The sequence below is a fragment of the Shewanella sp. N2AIL genome, from assembly GCF_022690845.1.
Taxonomy (GTDB): domain Bacteria; phylum Pseudomonadota; class Gammaproteobacteria; order Enterobacterales; family Shewanellaceae; genus Shewanella; species Shewanella baltica.
Genome location: NZ_JALBYT010000036.1, coordinates 35172 through 53247 on the forward strand (window position 1 = coordinate 35172; position 18076 = coordinate 53247).

At 47.5% G+C, this 18076-nt stretch carries 18 protein-coding genes; 12 read left to right on the forward strand and 6 right to left on the reverse strand.

The features are described 5' to 3' along the window. The first annotated feature begins 419 nt into the window (after positions 1-419). The 4 genes from MO387_RS17715 (at position 420) to MO387_RS17730 (ending at position 5510) form a co-directional block, all read left to right on the forward strand. Complete coding sequence (locus MO387_RS17715; RefSeq protein ID WP_006087070.1) at positions 420-749, forward strand: c-type cytochrome; 330 nt, start codon at positions 420-422, stop codon at positions 747-749. A 192-nt stretch (positions 750-941) separates the two neighbouring features. Then, a complete protein-coding gene (locus MO387_RS17720) occupies positions 942-2666 on the forward strand; it encodes a DUF3373 domain-containing protein (protein ID WP_107946427.1) in 1725 nt (574 codons plus the stop codon). A gap of 55 nt (positions 2667-2721) precedes the next feature. Next, positions 2722-4110 carry a tetrathionate reductase family octaheme c-type cytochrome gene (locus MO387_RS17725; protein ID WP_107946426.1) on the forward strand — a complete coding sequence of 463 codons (1389 nt, stop codon included), beginning with the start codon at positions 2722-2724 and terminating at the stop codon, positions 4108-4110. Positions 4111-4349: 239 nt separating this feature from the next. After that, entirely contained in the window at positions 4350-5510 is a 1161-nt protein-coding gene (locus tag MO387_RS17730) for a putative sulfate/molybdate transporter (protein ID WP_107946425.1), read from the forward strand. 120 nt (positions 5511-5630) lie between these two features. On the opposite strand, the gene MO387_RS17735 is transcribed toward MO387_RS17730, so the two are convergent. Genes MO387_RS17735 through MO387_RS17745 form a run of 3 tightly spaced genes read right to left on the reverse strand, consistent with a single transcriptional unit; the run spans position 5631 to position 8394 of the window. Further along, positions 5631-6623, reverse strand: coding sequence for a polysaccharide deacetylase family protein (locus MO387_RS17735; protein WP_107946424.1), 993 nt, complete (start codon positions 6621-6623; stop codon positions 5631-5633). Beyond that, complete coding sequence (locus MO387_RS17740; RefSeq protein ID WP_107946423.1) at positions 6620-7258, reverse strand: ester cyclase; 639 nt, start codon at positions 7256-7258, stop codon at positions 6620-6622. Before MO387_RS17740 ends, MO387_RS17735 begins: the two co-directional genes overlap by 4 nt. Then, positions 7258-8394, reverse strand: coding sequence for an alkene reductase (locus MO387_RS17745; protein ID WP_107946422.1), 1137 nt, complete (start codon positions 8392-8394; stop codon positions 7258-7260). Before MO387_RS17745 ends, MO387_RS17740 begins: the two co-directional genes overlap by 1 nt. 111 nt (positions 8395-8505) lie before the next feature. Here MO387_RS17745 and MO387_RS17750 point away from each other — a divergent pair, with 111 nt between their 5' ends. After that, on the forward strand, positions 8506-9417 hold the full coding sequence (locus MO387_RS17750) for a LysR family transcriptional regulator (RefSeq protein WP_107946421.1): 912 nt from the start codon (positions 8506-8508) through the stop codon (positions 9415-9417). 7 nt (positions 9418-9424) lie between these two features. Here MO387_RS17750 and MO387_RS17755 read toward each other — a convergent pair whose 3' ends face one another. After that, on the reverse strand, positions 9425-11236 hold the full coding sequence (locus MO387_RS17755) for a PhnD/SsuA/transferrin family substrate-binding protein (RefSeq protein WP_107946420.1): 1812 nt from the start codon (positions 11234-11236) through the stop codon (positions 9425-9427). 209 nt (positions 11237-11445) lie between these two features. Between MO387_RS17755 and MO387_RS17760 the strand changes: the two genes are divergently transcribed. The 7 genes from MO387_RS17760 (at position 11446) to MO387_RS17790 (ending at position 16663) form a co-directional block, all read left to right on the forward strand. Next, complete coding sequence (locus MO387_RS17760) at positions 11446-12048, forward strand: response regulator (protein WP_107946419.1); 603 nt, start codon at positions 11446-11448, stop codon at positions 12046-12048. A 416-nt stretch (positions 12049-12464) separates the two neighbouring features. Continuing rightward, positions 12465-12740, forward strand: a complete 276-nt coding sequence (locus MO387_RS17765) for a hypothetical protein (RefSeq protein ID WP_071938735.1) — start codon at positions 12465-12467, stop codon at positions 12738-12740. A 15-nt stretch (positions 12741-12755) separates the two neighbouring features. Further along, on the forward strand, positions 12756-13307 hold the full coding sequence (locus MO387_RS17770) for a dihydrofolate reductase family protein (protein ID WP_107946418.1): 552 nt from the start codon (positions 12756-12758) through the stop codon (positions 13305-13307). Positions 13308-13472: 165 nt separating this feature from the next. Next, positions 13473-14048, forward strand: a complete 576-nt coding sequence (locus tag MO387_RS17775) for a prepilin-type N-terminal cleavage/methylation domain-containing protein (protein WP_107946417.1) — start codon at positions 13473-13475, stop codon at positions 14046-14048. A gap of 149 nt (positions 14049-14197) precedes the next feature. Next, positions 14198-14722, forward strand: coding sequence for an ATP-dependent protease subunit HslV (gene hslV / locus MO387_RS17780; RefSeq protein WP_107946416.1), 525 nt, complete (start codon positions 14198-14200; stop codon positions 14720-14722). Between the two features lie 19 nt (positions 14723-14741). Then, positions 14742-16070: an ATP-dependent protease ATPase subunit HslU gene (gene hslU, locus MO387_RS17785; RefSeq protein ID WP_242326437.1), complete on the forward strand. Its 1329-nt coding sequence runs from the start codon at positions 14742-14744 to the stop codon at positions 16068-16070. A 206-nt stretch (positions 16071-16276) separates the two neighbouring features. After that, the gene (locus tag MO387_RS17790) at positions 16277-16663 is read left to right on the forward strand and encodes a DUF971 domain-containing protein (protein WP_006087085.1); all 387 of its coding nucleotides are present in this window, start codon (positions 16277-16279) and stop codon (positions 16661-16663) included. A gap of 390 nt (positions 16664-17053) precedes the next feature. Here the strand turns inward: MO387_RS17790 and MO387_RS17795 are convergent, their stop codons facing one another. After that, positions 17054-17191: a hypothetical protein gene (locus MO387_RS17795; protein ID WP_159074995.1), complete on the reverse strand. Its 138-nt coding sequence runs from the start codon at positions 17189-17191 to the stop codon at positions 17054-17056. 69 nt (positions 17192-17260) lie between these two features. After that, positions 17261-17782, reverse strand: coding sequence for a hypothetical protein (locus tag MO387_RS17800; protein ID WP_159074994.1), 522 nt, complete (start codon positions 17780-17782; stop codon positions 17261-17263). Between the last annotated feature and the right edge of the window lie 294 nt (positions 17783-18076).

Genomic DNA, 18076 nt, shown 5'->3' on the forward strand with positions numbered 1-18076 from the left:
GCCAAAAAACAAAAAATGTCAGATCATGCTCTAGCATTTATAGCTTAGTGCCACATCCCTCCCCATCTCGCTAATTTTAAAATAGCTACTTTAGTTAATGCATATTTTACAAAGTGTTAGCTAAATCACAGTCGCTTTTGGCGTGTTAAGTACCAAACACGACAGGTAAAATCGTCATGGCTAATTTAGCTAAAAAATCAACCTATTGGTTTTACTGAAATAAAAATGGCGTAAACCGCGACAAATACAGTCAATTAGATTTTTATCAATGAAGTTTTTATCAATTAGATTTTTTTAATGGAAGTGATGCACCTCAAATTTACTCACTGTGGTTTTTGATAAATTTGTTCACAAGGCGGAATCAATAAAAACACTTCGCCAACAAAGTCATACAAATGGCCACAAAAGTAAGGAATGAGATGATGAAAACATTAACCAAGATAGCAATAGCAATGGCCGTAATAGGCAGCTTAGGTATCAATGCCTACGCAGCAGACGGTGGTAACCCAAAGAAAGGTAAACATTTATACAAAAAAGAATGTAAAGCCTGCCATAGCCAAGGTGGCGAAGGCGGTGAACTTACCCCTATGACCAAGACCATGAGCCAATGGGATCGCTTCTTTGATAAAGATAAGCACAAACTCAAACCAGAGGTATTCAACGGCTTCACAGAACAAGACCTCAAGGACATACAGCAATTTTTGTATGACCACGCCGCTGACTCAGACCAACCACAAACCTGCGGCTGATCTCTGCCCATTTAACGACCTAAGGCAATGCTAGAAAGCAGCCCTGCAACTGCGACCTAAATCATTGACTTAAAAATTTAAAACCCAATGCGAGAAAAAATGGGGAAACACCTCAGGGACTCCTATTGGGTAAATTTGGCGAAATGCTTTTTAGCGAGATAGCGCCAACAGAAAAACTCAGGGAGAAACCTTATGCGTACCCTTATTTCCATACTCGTTGCTAATGCCTTGTTTATGTCGGGCCAAGCCCTTGCTGCACCGAACGATGTGCAAAATGAAACGCAAAAAATTACCGAACTTAAACAACAGCTTGCCGATATTACCGAGCAATTGGATGACCTTAATAATCGCGTAGATAAAACAGAGCGGCACACATCATTAGATCGTCTTGAAATTACAGGTGATTTCCGCACTAAAGCCCATTCATTGCATTACCAAGATGTGGTCTGGAGCCCAGCGATGAAGGTGAACTTCAACGACTTTGGCGCCAAAGCTATGTCAGGCGCCTTCGGCATGCCCAACGATCTAAATTCGCCACTTGGCAAAATGATGCAAGCCAATCCAGACCTTGCCGCCGCCTTCCAAAATGGCATGTTGCAGGGCGTGATGCCCTATGTGCTCGCCCCCAAAAGCGTGCAGGACATAGATAACGACATCTACTACACCACTCGACTGCGCCTCAACCTTAAGGCAAAAGTATGGGATAACGTCAGCTTTGCTGGCCGTCTCAGTATGTTCAAAAACTGGGGCGACTCCACAGGAGTGCAAGTGTTTGACTCTTGGCGATCTTTCACTATGGATGGTACCAGCAGCGGCAATACTAGTGGCGACTGGTTGCGGGTCGAACGCGCCTATTTTGACTGGAAAAAAATCAACGGCTCCGAGTTTTATCTCTCCATTGGCCGTCGCCCTTCAACCTATGGCCCACCAAGCCACTACCGTGAAAACGAGCTACGCGGCGGCACGCCTTCAGGCCATTTAGTTAACTTCAACTTCGATGGCGCGACCTTAGGTTATAACCTAGGGGAAATCACCGGGATAGAAGGCCAAGTCGTCCGCTTCTGTTACGGCCAAGGCTTTGAATCACAATGGGGCAATGGCGAAATGTTCGGTGACATAGTCACTAAAGATACTCACCTCGGCGGTTTTAATATCGATGCCATCAACGATGGAACTAACTTCCTGCAATTCACCCTGTTTGGCGCGAAAAACGTGAATGACGGCTTTAAAGGCACTATGGCCTTTCCAACCCAATTAGCGGGAATTTTTGCTCCGACCATGTACCAAGATATGCAAAAGTTCGACAACTTTAACTTTGTTACCCGAGTACAACCCAGCGGTGTGATTGGTGACATGTACTTAGGCGGGATTGGCTTTGCACGGGAAGAAGCAAACGATATTAAATGGTTTGCCTCACTCGGCTGGACTCGCGCCGAGCCCAATGGCAACGCAGGTATGTTTGGTGGCATGTTATCCGATGCTATCTTCGAGGCTGAGTTAAATAGCACTGGTACTGAGATCATTATGGTGCCTAAAACCAGTGACGATAGTGATACCAAAGACGGTTACGGCATCTATGTCGGCGTACAAATTCCTGCACCCTACGGTAAGTTTGGTCTGGAATATAACTATGGTTCTAAATATTGGACACCCTTCACCCAAGCCCAAGACGACCCTATCGGTAGCAAACTTGCCACCCGTGGTCATGTGGCCGAAGCCTATTACATCTTTGATATCAATCCAAAAATGTTTATCAAACTGGCCGGGCTTTACTACGACTATGAATACACAGGTAGCGGCACACCTGTGGGTGCTCCGCAAAAAATTGATGATGTGTTAGCCGGTACGGCTTATTCCATGTTGCCTGTGGTTGATACCGCCTTCGACGTGAACGCCTCACTCACAATTAACTTCTAATCCGTCATAGATAACAGCCATTAGCCCTCGGTCAAGCCGAGGGCGGGAGTACAAAATGAAAAGACTCTTACTCATTGCCTTGGCGGGTATGACATTAAATACCTATGCCGCTAATCCCCATAAAGAGGTGCTCGAGGGCCCCTTTGCGACGGGTACGCAAGTCACGGCACAATGTTTAGTGTGCCATGAAGACCAAGCCACAGACGTTATGAAAACCTCCCACTGGACTTGGGAGTTAGAACAAAAACTGCCCGACAGAACCGTACTTAGGGGCAAAAAGAACAGTATCAATAACTTCTGCACCTCAATTTCAGGTAACGAACCTCGCTGTACTAGCTGCCACGCAGGCTACGGTTGGAAAGATAATGACTTTGATTTTAAAGATAAAACTAAAGTTGATTGCCTTGTCTGCCACGATACGACTGGAACTTATGTAAAAGATCCTGCAGGCGCGGGCGAGCCAATGGCAAAACTCGACTTAGCTAAAATCGCCCAAAATGTCGGTAAGCCAGTTCGCGACAACTGCGGCAGTTGCCACTTCTATGGCGGTGGTGGCGATGCGGTGAAACATGGCGATCTTGACTCTTCCATGTCTTACCCAGACAAAGCAACCGATGTACACATGGATAGCGACGGTAATGACTTTCAATGTCAGAACTGCCACACCACTGAAAAACATCAGATATCGGGCAATGCGATGGGCGTATCTCCCGGTGGTATAGACCATATTGGTTGTGAAAACTGCCATGACAGCGCACCGCACAGCAATAAGAAGCTCAACACTCATACGGCAACGGTTGCCTGTCAAACCTGCCATATCCCTTACTTTGCTAAGAATGAACCCACCAAAATGCGTTGGGATTGGTCAACCGCAGGCGAGGATAAACCAGAAGCCGTTGACCAATACGGCAAACACACCTACCAGAAGAAAAAAGGCAATTTTGTCTGGGAGAAAATGGTTAAACCCCAATACGCTTGGTATAACGGTACAGCCAATGCGTACATGACTGGCGACAAAATGGACCCGAATGCCATCACAAAACTCACCTACCCCATAGGCGATATCAATGATGCAAAAGCGAAAATTTATCCTTTTAAAGTTCACACAGGTAAGCAAATTTACGACAAAAAACTCAATATCTTTGTGACCGCTAAAGTCTATGGCAAAGGCGGTTACTGGAGCGATTTCGATTGGAGCTTAGCTGCCAAGCTCGGAATGGAAGCCAACCCGACTATGGTAGAAAAAGGCCTGAAATACAGTGGCGAATATGGCTTTGCTGAAACAGAAATGTGGTGGCGTATCAACCATATGGTGTCACCTAAAGCACAGGCCTTAAATTGCAACGACTGCCATAACAAAGGCTCAAGACTCGATTGGCAAGCCCTAGGTTATCAAGGTGACCCAATGAAGAATAAACAAGGACCAAAACATAAACAGCCTTAATTAAGCCATTCCCTGCAATACCCATTGAGATCTTAGTGCTTCACTAAGATCTCTTTTTTATGATGTTGCCACTCTGGCACAAACGCAGACATTTAGACTCATCCATTTCTCAGCCTTGCCCCAGTTTGTCTCACTGGGTGACGCTTCACGGTAGTTTGACTCTGTCTATCCGCCAAATCATCTGATTTTTATGGCATTTATTTTGCGTAGTCATAGCGTGTTCAATTACGGCAATCAGTATGACCTCGGGCAAAATATCCCAAACAGTATCCCATCTTTCATTCAACCGTTTACTCGGTGAAACCAGTGGTGCCTTTGCCGACTTAGGCACTTTTTTGCCTTTGGTGTTGGGGCTAATTGCCCTCAATCAATTTTCACCCCAAGGAATTTTCCTAGGCTTTGGGCTATTCGCTATCTTAAGCGCGCTGTTTTACCGTCGCCCTATTCCCGTACAACCGATGAAAGTCATCGCCGCACTGATAATCGCCCAAGGCTTGACGCCAGGTATGTTGCAGGCAAGCGCCATGTTGATGGGCATTATCCTGTTAATTCTGGCCTTTAGCGGCGCCATCACTTGGCTGGCCAAACAGTTATCCCAAGCTGTAAGTGTGGGCATTCAACTCGCTATCGGTCTGCAACTGATGTGGATGGGCACTAAGATGATGAGTGAGTTTTGGTTAATTGGCGTCGGGGCTTTTGTATTGCTTTTTATCAGTAAATTTTTGCCGCTGCGCTACCTTGCCATGCCCTTAGTCATAGCGGCTGGGATGATTTGGCAGGCAAGTACTCAAACGGATTTAGCCACTAATCTTGATATCCAAACCATGACAGCGCCGTTTCAATTGACTTGGCCGACATCTGTTGAGTGGACCTCTGCCGCCCTTTTGTTGGTTTTGCCACAACTGGCATTAACCTTAACCAATGCGGTCATTGCCACTTCTGTAATGGCGCAGGAGAAATTCCCTGAAGATGCCGCCAAACTCACACCCAAAAACTTCGCTATTAGCTCAGGTCTTGCCAACTTACTGCTCGCGCCCTTTGGCGCCTCGGCCATGTGCCACGGTGCGGGTGGGCTTGCGGTGCAATACCATTTTGGCGCCCGCACTTATCTGGCGCCGTTAATTTTTGGTAGTACCTGTTTAGTGATCGCGCTGTGCTGGGGCAGTCATATCGCTTGGCTACTAAGCCTTATTCCTATGGCAATCCTCGGCAGTTTACTGACCACTGCTGGGCTGCAACTGGCGTGGTCGAAACGCTTAATCGATGGCAAGCCCTTCTGTATCTTTGTGATTTTATCCACAGCCGTCACTTGCCTTGCCATCAACGCCGCTGCGGGACTTGCCGTGGGGATCATTCTGGAGCAAGGTCGCCGCACTTGGGCCATGTTCGCCACGCGTTAATCGCTTCCGACCCGCAGTAATAAGGTTCCCAAAATCAAACAGCGCGTTAAACAACGCGCTTTTTGTTAACCATTCAAACCTCTTCCAACTGCCATCAACGAGAGCAAGAGTTATAGCAGGCTAAAAGGTTCTTGCAGGATTGGTCGGTGTGTCCTTTTGCGCCAGCGCCCATTTAGCAATGGCATCTTTACGCATAAAGCCTACGTTAGTGTGACCTTTAGCGTACTGAATAAACTTATCTAAAGCGGTCACCAATCCAGGAGCGCCACCAATACGGTCATGCACACTGATCGACATCATCCGTCGCTGCGTCGAACCTTCTTGATAGAGCATATCGAACTCATCCTTTAGTTCCTGCAAAAAGGCCGCGGCAGTCATAGCAGTATTGCCACCAAAACGGCCGATATCATTGTTACGTAAAGTGTAAGGCACAACTGCAAAGGGCTTATTTCCTACAGGGATAATTGAAGGCTCGTCCCGCGATAGGTCATCGATGTGATAAATAAAACCTAAGTCCTGCAAAATATTGAGGGTTTGAGTGCTGTGGCGCATCCAAAAGGCATTAAAACCTAAGGGGCGCTGACCTGTGATCCTTTGCAGCGTCTCAATACTCGCCACATAGGAGGCGCGTTCCTCTGCTGGCGACATGCTGTATTGTGGCGTCCATGTTTGTCCGTGGCCCGAAATCTCATGCCCCTCATCTGCAACTTGTTTGGCAAGTTGAGGATGTAGCTCAGCGGCGCGCCCAACCATGTGAGAAGTCACCTTGATATTGTGCTTACGCCACAGACGCAGCAGCCTTGGAATGCCTTCGTTCATACCGTAGTCGTACCAAGTCGGGGTGATGGTATCTGGATAGCCCTTTTCCATCGGCGGAAACGGCCCTTCGGCATTTTTATCTTGAGCACCTGCTTCAAACTGCATTGAGATTGAAATCACTAACTGCTCACCACTTGGCCAAAATATTTTGTTCATACCACTGCCACCTGAACTTTTGGAGTCATTTTCTAAGGTATCGAATGAGGGTAAACCAATAGCAAGCGCCGTTTGGCTTAGGCCGAACCCAGCAGCGATGGCGCCACCTGCCATTAAAAATCGTCGACGTTGATTCATGATTGAGTCCCTGCAGCTAATTGAGAAAATAGCGTTTGATAATCTTCGAGGTGCCAGTTATCTGTGATGAAACCATCCCGTACTCTATACATGTCAACAGCACGAAAATCGATTTTCTGCCCCTGGCCTTGTTGCTCACCAAAGACACCAGTAAAACGGCCATTAAAACGCAGCCGCACCACTGCACGATCGCCAACTATTAGCAAATGCTCAACTGAAACAGAGAGATCGGGGACCGCTGCCCTAAATGCCTTTGAGGCTTCGAGTGGCCCCGTGATTCCCTGTGCGCGGCCAGCGGGCAGAGTACGGTCGATAAACCCAGTCGCCAATGCGCCGTGGGCAAAACTTGCATCGCCCGTGTGCCAAAAACTGGCATATAACAAAGCGGCGCGGGCGATAGCTTGTACCTGCGGTGATTCATCAGAAATTGTTTCCATTGCCGCCACTTTTGGCACTAACGCCGCTCGCACTTTAGCACTATCCTGTGTTGTTGCCCCTTGAGCGGCTAACGCATCCATGCTCAGACTTGCTAAGCTAAAACCCATAATTACGATACCAATAACGCCTGAAAACCATAAGCTTAGACTGAGCCATGCGGGATATCGCTGCACAGATAAACGGTTAACCCTATCCATTATGCCACCTCATCGTCATCCGAACGGATGACGGCTCTCAATGCTTCGTTGTGTGTAGGATAATCGGTATAACCCGCCGCACTGCCGCCAAACAAGGGCCCTTTGTCGAATGCAGATAAAGGCAATTGATGCATTAAACGGTAAGGCAAATCAGGATTCGCAATAAAAGGTCGACCGAAGGCAACTAAGTCCGCATAACCGTTATCAATCACTTCATTGGCACGCGCCACATCATAGCGACCCGCAACAATAATGCTGTCCTTAAAGACTCTGCGCAGCTCGACTCTAAAGGATTCTGGCACCTTGGGCGCATCATCCCAATCCGCCTCTGAAAGATGTAAATATGCCACGCCCAATGCCGATAAATGCTTAGCCGCTAACAGAATAGTGTCTACAATTTCAGGACACGCCATATCTTTAAACGTCACGTAAGGGGCGAGGCGAACCCCGACTTTATTGGCACCAATTTTCGCACTCACGGCTTGGACAATTTCGAGTAAAAAACGAATGCGATTTTCCTGAGAACCGCCGTAGGCATCGGTTCTGTGGTTTGAATTAGTGCGTAAAAACTGGTCAATCAGATAACCATTGCCGCCGTGAATTTCGATGCCATCAAAACCCGCCGCAACCGCATTCACTCCCGCCTGTGCAAAATCGGCCACAACACGGTCGATATCCGCTTGCACCATAGCCCTAGGTTCTGGGCAATCCACCATTTGTCCTTCAGGATGGGCTTCATCCACAATCCATACTTTTGTGCCAACGGGCGCAATGGCCGATGGCGCAATCGGGGCATTACCCTGCTGAAAAATCGGGTGCGATACCCGGCCAACATGCCAGATTTGATTGAAGATTTTACCGCCAGACTGATGCACTGCCGCTGTGACTTTTTTCCAACCCTCAATTTGCTCAAAGGTATAGACACCCGGCGTAAATGAATAGCCTTGGCTGTCATCGGAGATTTGTGTCGCTTCTGTAATGATTAACCCCGCCGAGGCGCGCTGGGCATAATATTGCGCCATCAAGTCATTAGGAATATTGCCTGGCTGCATGGTACGCGCCCGAGTCATTGGGGCCATCACAATACGATTGTTTAGCGCCAGTGACGCTAATTTGTAAGACATGAATAAACTCATACACACTCCGAACCAGAAATTAAGATGAAACATCAGTGGTGCAATTGTGCATTAGTTAATCTATATTGATAATCAGGCTATTATTAAAATCATTTTCAAAAATAATTTGATATGTATCATTTAAACGATCTGCAATTAGCGCTGCGTATCGCTGCCTTAGAGAGTCTCTCGGCAGCCAGTAAAGAAATCGGCATGACTCCGGCAGCGGCAAGTGCCGCGCTGCAAAGATTAGAGAAAAAACTAGGATGTCAGCTATTTGCTCGCTCAACGCGGCGCTTACAGCTCACAGAAGAAGGGCGGATTTTTCTCGATTCTGCGAAACCCGCACTGGCGATTCTCGAAACCGCCAGCGCCAATTTAGCCGAACACAGGGGTGAACTTAAGGGCGAAGTGCGTCTCGCGTTACCTTCGGATATTGGTCGCAGCCAGATCCGTGCTTGGCTCGATGAATTGATGGACAGCGCCCCAGAACTGACAGTGCAGCTGTATTTTGGCGATCATATGACAGACTTAATCGACCAAAATATCCATTTGGCTTTGCGCTATGGTCAACTTGACGACTCAAACCTTAAAAGGCGTCAGCTCGCCATGACCCCAAGGGTACTGGTCGCCTCACCCGCTTATCTGGCACAACACGGCACACCAAGCACGCTAAATGAACTTAGCCAACACGCAGTACTGATCTTAAATCGCGGCGGTGAACCATGGCAGAAATGGAAGTTAAGTCATAACGGCGCGCCTATTGAAATCGAAGTCAGGGGCCAACGTTTCTGTAACGATGGCGCAGTGATCCGCGATTGGGCAATCGAAGGCCGTGGAATTGCCTATAAGAGTTGGCTCGATGTGGCGCAAGATGTCACCGAAGGCAGACTCCACTTAGTGCTAGCCGATAAAATAGCCCCACCGATCCCACTGCAATTGGTATACCTACAAACCGATTATCCCAGCCATAAGATACGTCGCACCATAGAGTTTTTAGTAGAAAAGCTCAGCCAGTTTTCCCAAAACTATCCACTGCCCTAATGGTAATTTATCCCTTGGGAAGTACGACTGTCACCACACAGCCCTGTTGCCACGGTAGTAAAGCTTGCGTGGATTGCTGGCAGTTTTCGATTTGAATGCTGCCATGGTGGCGACTGACTACATCCTTACAGATGGCTAAGCCAAGCCCTAATCCCGCATCTTTGGTTGAGGCGAATGATGCCATTAACTCACTAGCCTGCCCCTGTAACCCTTCGCCATTATCAATCACTAATACTTTGATTTCATGCGGTTGAAAATAGATATCGATCCATAATTGTCGCGCGCGGTTATCGCCGCAGGTCTCTAACGCATCTAAGCTATTTTTCACGAGATTGACCCACATTTGACTTAAGCCAACGCTATCGCCCACCAGTTCAAAAGGCTCACCCTGCACTCGCACATTCACTTGCACATTAGCCCGATCTAACTCACGCCGCAGTAAAGCTAGCGCCTCCTTCACCACCAGTACGATATCTAACGGCTCTGTCTTGGCCTGACGCCGTTTGAGTAAACCGCGAATACGGTGCACAACCGCACCCGCGCGAATCGACTGCGCATTAATTTTACCCAGTACATCATAGAGTTCGGGATTATCTTGCCCAAGCCTTTCCAGTTGCAGCATGGCGCCTTCGCTGTATTGGGTAATCGCCGCTATGGGTTGATTGAGTTCGTGCGCAAGACCTGCGCCAATTTCCCCCAGAATTGCCGCACTTTGCAGCCGCTCAAGCTGCAATGCCTTGTCCTTTAATTGGCGCTCAGTGCTGACTAAAAACTCACTTTTCTGGCGAAACTTATATTCAAGCCACAGGTGATAAATGGTGGAAATAATGAAAATTAACAACAGTGCGCCGCCCCACTCTTTATTTTTTGCCATCCATTTATATACGGTTTGATAGAGTGGCGGCGATGCACCTTGCAGTTGCAACTCCTTAAATAACTCAATCACTTTCAACTGACTCACGGGTGCAGTCCAGCCCAAGGTATCGGCGGTAATGGCAGCGACATGGTCGGCGGGTAAATCAAATAAGGCGCGGGTGATCGCCATCGTCAGCTTAGGAGCAACCGTATCCGCAGCTGCGAATGACCAATTGGGGTATAACTGAGTGCTCACCTCACAATCATATCCTGCCGGTTTAGTCGGATGGATCACGCGATAATCGGCCTGATTAACTAGGCCAGTTGCGATCATTTCCTCTAAGGTGCAAAAAGGCGCGATGGCAGCATCGGCGCTGCCGTCACGGACTTGATAAACAAGCGGCTCCAATGGAAAACCAAGGAAGCGCACTTGCCCAAAAAACTGTTCGGGTAAAAAGCCCATTTTATGAAGCAACCCCATGGCCGCCTGATACCCGCCTAATGCCTGCGGATCACTGGCGACCACATTGCGCCCGCGCAAATCCTGCAGGGTGCGGATAGGGCTATCGGCGCGGACAATAATAGTCGCGCCTATGGTAAAAGTACTGCCCTGATGCTTGCGGCTTTTCATCGTCGCGAGCCAAGACAGCGGGAAGTTATTGCTTAGATGTAGATATTGCCCGGGGTTGGTGACGATAAACTGCAAATCATGGCCGAGTAACTGGCTACGCATGCCATTAAAGTCGACGGGCACCACTTCAAAATGGCTATTGGGCACTTGTTCAGTCAGATAATCCATCATAGGTTGCCAACGCTGCTTGGCTTGTAATACGCCGTGGTTGGCCAACACTCCGACTTTAAAGTGATTCACCTGCGGCACGTCATCGGCATAGGACTGATTGAGCCCAATGACACTTAGGCATAATCCCATCACTACCGCTTTACACCAAGAGCCCGTCGTCATCACAGCTATTACCCTGTCTTGTATGCTATTAAACGACTTTAACTCGCAGATAAAAATCAAGCTGTGAAATGCCGCCAAACTCTGGTTTCTGCCCTAAGATAATCGGCTAATTTAGTGATGAACCTCCCAAGACCTAGGCTTAAAATTGAGCCTGACACAGACGCGGCTTAAGCTGATATAGCGATCCACACATGCCCACAAGGAAATCCATGTCTACAAAATTGCCACTATATTTAGTTGATGACGATGAAGCGATTCTGGATTCGCTGGGTTTTATGCTCGGACAATTTGGCTACCAAGTGCAAACCTTCAACAGCGGCCGCGACTTCCTTACGCACTGTGTATTATCGCAGGCAGGCTGCGTGATTTTAGATAGCCGAATGCCGGAGATCACCGGCCAAGAAGTGCAGCAAAAACTGCTCGAAACCCACAGTCCGCTTGGCGTCATCTTTCTCACTGGCCACGGCGACTTACCTATGGCGCTGAGCGCCTTTCGTAAGGGAGCCTGCGACTTTTTTCAAAAACCTGTGTCCGGCAAGGCATTAGTACAAGCGATTGAAAAGGCACAGCGTGAAAGTCAGGCGACCTTCGAGCAGCAAAGTCTGCAACATAAGTTTGACCAACTGACCGAGCGCGAACAGCAAGTGTTAGCCCATGTGATCCAAGGCATGACCAATAAGCAAATCTCGGAGGCGATGTTTTTATCCCTGCGCACGATTGAAGTACACCGCGCAAAAATCATGAAGAAACTCGAAGTGAATAATATGGCAGAGTTAGTGCAGCACTTAGGCAATCTGAATTCCGTCTTATAAGTCAGCGACCCATAGTCGCTAAACAATCGCGACGCCTTCTCGCCACGCATAAGGATTTAACCGTTAAACCCTTTTTACCCAGACCATTCAAGATACCGTAACTACACAGTTTTCATCCTACCTGCGACAAGCTGTCGCAGTTTGTGCATTTGGCTTTGTTAAATATCGTATCAGCCCGCACAATCACGCCATAGGTTCCTTCCTTTGTGCCCCGCAGGCGCTCAAGAAATCCACTGCTTTTTGAACCTCCACCCGAGGGTAACTATGCCCTCGGGGATTTTTTTGCTTCCATCCGCGAATGCCTTACTCCGAGATAACAACCAAAGTGGAAATGGAACGATCCAGTTCTAGCTCCGTCTGCAAAGCAGTTATATACTTTCCAACCGTCTCAAATAATAAGAATCATGGAAGAGCGAATGTTCAAACCTTTAATATTACTCAGCTTTAGCACCTTAGCCTTAAGCTGCATGAGTGGCTGCGTTGGGCCGCTTAATTCAAAATGTGATACAAATTCCCCCTACAGCAAACAAGAATGCAATGCAGCCGACGCCGCTGTTTATGTTGCAGCCGCCATATTAGAAGGCCCAGATAAAGGTCAAACGTGTAACGATATGTCGGACAAAGCAAAACAAGACTGCTTCGCTCAGCAACAGGCACTAAAAGAATCATTAGAAAAACACGCTCGAAAATAGCATTAAGGAAGATGAATGAAAGCCTCCGTTTTTATTGCCGCGACCCTCGACGGCTATATCGCCACTCCCGATGGGGATATCGACTTTTTAAACCAGCATCCTAGTACTAATCCCGATGAAGATTTTGGTTACCATGCTTTTATCGACACTGTCGATGCGATAGTGATGGGACGTAAAAGCTTTGAAAAAGTCCTCTCCTTCGATTGTGATTGGCCTTATGTAAATATCCCAGTGTTTGTATTAAGCCGCAGCGGTGTAACTGTGCCGTCGGCGTTAAGTGAGCACGTACAAGTGCTTAATGGCGATGCAGCAAGCATTAGCGAACAACTCAAAACCCGTGGCTTTAAGCATCTCTATATCGATGGTGGACAAACGATCCAAGGTTTTTTAGCGGCGGGGCTAATTCAGGAGCTCACGCTCACTCGTATCCCCACTTTACTGGGTAAAGGCATTCCCCTCTTTAGTGACGTCCCCCAAGCCATACAATTAATGCCCATCCACACACAGCAATACGACAATGGCTATGTACAAACCCGCTACCGCGTCATAGACGAAACCGCTTTATAAGTCGTTTACATTCGGCAGATGGCATTGAAAGATGAAGTGATGGCTTGCCATTTTTCTGCATAACCATGTAACAGCAATGTTAAACAACTAAATATTATCAATGGCTTACTGATTGCAAATCAAAGTTCCGTTAGAATATTGTCCTCTAACAAATAGGTGAGCAATATGAGTCGTTTGCAGTCATCGAAGGGTTTTACATTAATTGAGCTGGTTGTGGTCATTATCATCCTTGGGATCTTGGCCGTCGTCGCAGCACCACGGTTTTTAAACCTAGGCCAAGATGCTCACGATGCCAGAGCCAAAACCGCATTTGCGGCCTTTGCCTCTGGTGTTAAGCTTTATCACAGTTGCTGGCTTGCGGGCGGTCACTCTGGTTATACCCAAGATCTCGCCTGTTATGGTGACGGAAAACTCGACTCGACCACCACAGGATTTCCACTGGGAATAGAGACTGCAACCGCTGATGCCAGTGCTAAATTGCAGGGCGATTATTGTGGTCAGTTATGGCAAGGTCTTTTGGCTAATAATGAATTTGTCATTGCCGATCAATACTCTTGGCGCACAGTTCCCAATGTCGACATTGTTTACTGGTATGGTGCCGTCGACATTACCGATCCCAATGCTTACTGCATTTTCAATTATGTCTCGGACGATCGCAGCTTCGGCAGTGAAAACTGGGATCTTAAATACTATCCCTTCGATGGCCGCACTATTGTAGGTCGATCCACACTTTCCCAATAAGCGCTTATTTTTATTGCTAAAGGAGCGCGAAAGTTCGCAAACTCCTTTGGCTTTTCTCGCTATAACTTGAATTATTGTCATCTATCCCCATATCTAGTCCATCATCCACCGCATGATTTGTCATTGCGGGCCAGAGAAGAGGATTCATTGTGACCACTATCGTATCAGTACGCCGTAATAATCAAGTTGTCATCGCCGGCGATGGCCAAGTCTCCCTAGGTAATACCGTGATGAAAGGTAACGCCAAAAAAGTGCGTCGCTTATATCACAACAAGGTACTGGCAGGTTTTGCAGGCGGCACCGCCGATGCTTTCACCCTATTCGAGCGTTTTGAGGCCAAACTCGAAATGCACCAAGGCCATTTATTGCGCTCGGCCGTTGAACTCGCCAAAGATTGGCGTACCGACCGTATGCTGCGCAAACTCGAAGCCCTACTCGTCGTGGCCGATGCCGAAACCTCGCTGATCATCACAGGTAACGGTGATGTCGTTCAGCCAGAACACGACTTAGTCGCCATAGGTTCTGGCGGCAACTATGCCCAAGCGGCAGCCCTTGCGCTATTGCAAAATACCGAGCTGTCGGCCCTAGACATCGCTGAAAAATCCCTGACCATTGCCGCAGATATCTGCGTATTCACCAATCAATTCAAGACGATTGAAGAACTCAATTACTAAACAGCCCGTGAGGAATATTATGTCTGAAATGACCCCCCGTGAGATTGTCCACGAGCTGGATGCACACATTATTGGCCAACAAAAGGCCAAACGTTCTGTTGCTGTCGCCCTGCGTAATCGCTGGCGTCGGATGCAACTGGATGTGGATTTCCGTCAAGAAGTCACCCCAAAAAACATCCTGATGATTGGCCCAACCGGCGTAGGTAAAACTGAAATTGCTCGCCGTTTAGCCAAGCTAGCCAACGCGCCTTTTATCAAGGTCGAAGCCACTAAATACACAGAAGTGGGTTATGTCGGTAAAGAAGTCGAGCAAATCATTCGCGATTTGACCGATATCGCCATCAAGCTGACCCGTGAACAGCAAATGGGTAAGTGCCGCCAACGCGCCGAAGAAAATGCCGAAGAGCGCATTCTCGATGCGCTGTTGCCTAAACCGAAAAACGACTGGGAAAGCACAGAAACCGATTCCAGCTCAAACACCCGCCAAGTGTTCCGCAAGAAGCTGCGCGAAGGCCAATTAGACGATAAAGAAATCGATATCGATGTGGCACAACCACAGGTCGGCGTCGAAATTATGTCGCCTCCTGGCATGGAAGAAATGACCAATCAGCTGCAAAGCCTGTTTAAAAACATGGGCCAAGCACCGGCAAAACGTCGCAAGATGAAGCTCAAAGAAGCCTTTAAGCTGTTGATCGAAGAAGAAGCCGCCAAACTGGTCAATCAAGAAGATTTAAAAGAGCAAGCCATTGAAATGGTTGAGCAACACGGCATAGTGTTCCTCGACGAAATCGACAAAATCTGTAAGCGTGGCGAAACCTCAGGCCCAGACGTTTCCCGTGAAGGCGTGCAACGTGACTTACTGCCGCTGATCGAAGGCTGCACAGTCACCACAAAACACGGCATGGTTAAAACCGACCACATTCTGTTTATCGCTTCGGGCGCATTCCAGATGTCGAAACCATCGGATTTAATTCCTGAGCTACAGGGTCGTTTGCCGATTCGTGTTGAGTTAGATGCGCTGTCAGCCAATGATTTTAAACGCATTCTGACCGAGCCACACGCCTCGCTTACCGAGCAATATATCGCGCTGATGAACACAGAAGGCGTGAAAGTTGAATTCAGCGAATCGGGTATCGACAGCATTGCAAAAGCCGCATGGCAAGTGAACGAGCGCACCGAAAACATCGGCGCCCGTCGTTTACACACTGTGATGGAAAAGCTGATGGAAGATATCTCCTACGAGGCATCGGAAAAATCGGGCTCCGCCTTTGTTATCGACGCCGACTATGTCAGCGCCCACTTAGATAACTTAGTCCAAGACGAAGATCTCAGCCGCTTTATCCTCTAGTGAAAACCCGTTCACCGCCAAGCCCAAACGACTTGGCGGTGAACGGCGACTCAAATGCAAAAATGTGACTCAACCGAAAAGTCGGCTCCAAACGCTAGGCGACCCTAGCTTACCCTTTGTATCCTTGGCCGCCAGCGGTTACATTAGTCAGGTGTTATTTTAATGAGTCGTTATCCTATCCTTAGCATTTTCTTGGTAGCCAACCTATGACCACAACAACGCCGAATGTCACCGACCTTAAACTGAAACGTAAATCACGCATTCTAGAAGTCAGTTTCGACAATGGTGAGCAATATCAGCTCAGCTGCGAGATGCTCAGAGTCTACTCGCCCTCAGCCGAAGTGCATGGTCACGGTAATCCAAAGCTGGTCACCCACAAGAAAAACGTCAACATCAGCGCCATTGAACCCGTCGGCAACTACGCAGTGAAAATCGTCTTCGATGACGGCCACGACACAGGCCTATTCTCGTGGAAAGTACTCTACGATCTCGCCACCCACCAAGTGGATCTATGGGAAAAATACCTCGCCCGCCTACGCGCCGAAAAAGCCTCCCGCGAACCGCTGATCGCCATGAATATAAAGTACAACTAGTGCATTAGGTTAGCTGGCGCTATTTCGAATTAAAGTCGTGGGGCTTCACCCCACACCCGACCAAGGAGGACTGCTCGTCCTATCCTCCTTGCTATTGTTTTCACAAGCAGCCAAGACGCCCCTAACGGAGTTGAAAGCCCCTTGGGCATTAAGCGTCCTTATGCTATCGCGTCAGACGCTCGTCCCTGATTCGACTGACGCTATCTCTGCATCTGATAGGCAGGATGCCTGAATGTCGTGAAGTGCATGGATGCAGGTGAACGACCATGCCTCGATCACGCAACGAAAGCAAATGCCCTGCGGCAACTCCAAGGGGAAGGTGAACTACTGTGATCTCAGCGTCGGCTGTTAATCCCAAAAGAGTTATGCCTGTCCCATCTTTCTGTTCGATTAATGTATCCAAACATTAAGCACTGCTACTTCAGTGACTCGCCGTAAATATATCCCTATAGGCTCGACGGCGGAATCCATGCCGCCAACGGTCACTTCCATACCAGCACTTAATTCCGCTAATTTCTGCGTATCCATTAACTCTAAAGACGATAATTTTAAAATGGATTAATTTGGCAATATATTTATTAAAGCGATTTAAATTAACTAAATTTCCCTAGGATATCCAATATAATGAGGAGTATTTTTTGTCCAGCGTAAGGTGGCATATCCAGCGATTAATCGATGGCCAACCCATCGAGGATCAACAGTTGGAGGAAAACCGATTTGATTGGCTAGCAATAATCTTCCCATCAATATCAGCCATTCTCTTTCATTTATTAATATGCCACAGTAACCATGGTATGAACGTCCGCTCTTATACCACTTGAATCGTTGAAAAATACTGTCATCAAGGAATGACTTTAATTTATTTAACTGTGCAGCAGAACCTGTAGACATATCAACCATGGGTATATGCATAACCTCTCCAGATGTGGTTATAATATTTGAATGAAATGCCAACTCCTTATTTATGGGTGTATCATAAAAAAGTTTCGCTATAAAATCCGGTTCTAAAAAGCATTCAATACTGACACGAAAAGTATATCTATCATCAATTACTGATTGAGGGATGTAATTATAATAACTAAATTGCAAAGTATGTATATCATGTCTAAAAAAGTTCACAACATCCCTAAGATGCCAATATGGATGATCTCTTGGGATTAGATAAGTCACAGTGTCATACCTGATAAAGTCCTATACATTTTCATAACAAAATCATCAGTCATACCAGATAAAAAGTCTGTAATTAAATGAACACGTAAATTCCACTCACGGAATTTATAATCGTTATCCGACTTTCCGCACCTGATTTAGGAATAAATTTGCCGATACCGTTCGCCTAACACGTCGAGAATGATCTGCTGGTCCACTGTGAGTCCTGTGACTTGAGGTGGCGCCTCTCCCAACTGGTACTCG

Excerpts from the sequence above, each read along its gene's own strand:
- MO387_RS17750 (WP_107946421.1), top strand. The coding sequence starts at position 8,506 with ATGTATCATTTAAACGATCTGCAATTAGCGCTGCGTATCGCTGCCTTA.
- MO387_RS17760 (WP_107946419.1), top strand. The coding sequence starts at position 11,446 with ATGTCTACAAAATTGCCACTATATTTAGTTGATGACGATGAAGCGATT.
- MO387_RS17745 (WP_107946422.1), bottom strand. The coding sequence starts at position 8,394 with ATGAGTTTATTCATGTCTTACAAATTAGCGTCACTGGCGCTAAACAAT.
- MO387_RS17730 (WP_107946425.1), top strand. The coding sequence starts at position 4,350 with ATGACCTCGGGCAAAATATCCCAAACAGTATCCCATCTTTCATTCAAC.
- MO387_RS17755 (WP_107946420.1), bottom strand. The coding sequence starts at position 11,236 with ATGACGACGGGCTCTTGGTGTAAAGCGGTAGTGATGGGATTATGCCTA.
- MO387_RS17775 (WP_107946417.1), top strand. The coding sequence starts at position 13,473 with ATGAGTCGTTTGCAGTCATCGAAGGGTTTTACATTAATTGAGCTGGTT.
- MO387_RS17795 (WP_159074995.1), bottom strand. The coding sequence starts at position 17,191 with ATGGATACGCAGAAATTAGCGGAATTAAGTGCTGGTATGGAAGTGACC.
- MO387_RS17725 (WP_107946426.1), top strand. The coding sequence starts at position 2,722 with ATGAAAAGACTCTTACTCATTGCCTTGGCGGGTATGACATTAAATACC.
- MO387_RS17735 (WP_107946424.1), bottom strand. The coding sequence starts at position 6,623 with ATGAATCAACGTCGACGATTTTTAATGGCAGGTGGCGCCATCGCTGCT.
- MO387_RS17720 (WP_107946427.1), top strand. The coding sequence starts at position 942 with ATGCGTACCCTTATTTCCATACTCGTTGCTAATGCCTTGTTTATGTCG.
- MO387_RS17715 (WP_006087070.1), top strand. The coding sequence starts at position 420 with ATGATGAAAACATTAACCAAGATAGCAATAGCAATGGCCGTAATAGGC.
- MO387_RS17740 (WP_107946423.1), bottom strand. The coding sequence starts at position 7,258 with ATGGATAGGGTTAACCGTTTATCTGTGCAGCGATATCCCGCATGGCTC.
- hslU (WP_242326437.1), top strand. The coding sequence starts at position 14,742 with ATGTCTGAAATGACCCCCCGTGAGATTGTCCACGAGCTGGATGCACAC.
- MO387_RS17765 (WP_071938735.1), top strand. The coding sequence starts at position 12,465 with ATGTTCAAACCTTTAATATTACTCAGCTTTAGCACCTTAGCCTTAAGC.
- MO387_RS17790 (WP_006087085.1), top strand. The coding sequence starts at position 16,277 with ATGACCACAACAACGCCGAATGTCACCGACCTTAAACTGAAACGTAAA.
- MO387_RS17770 (WP_107946418.1), top strand. The coding sequence starts at position 12,756 with ATGAAAGCCTCCGTTTTTATTGCCGCGACCCTCGACGGCTATATCGCC.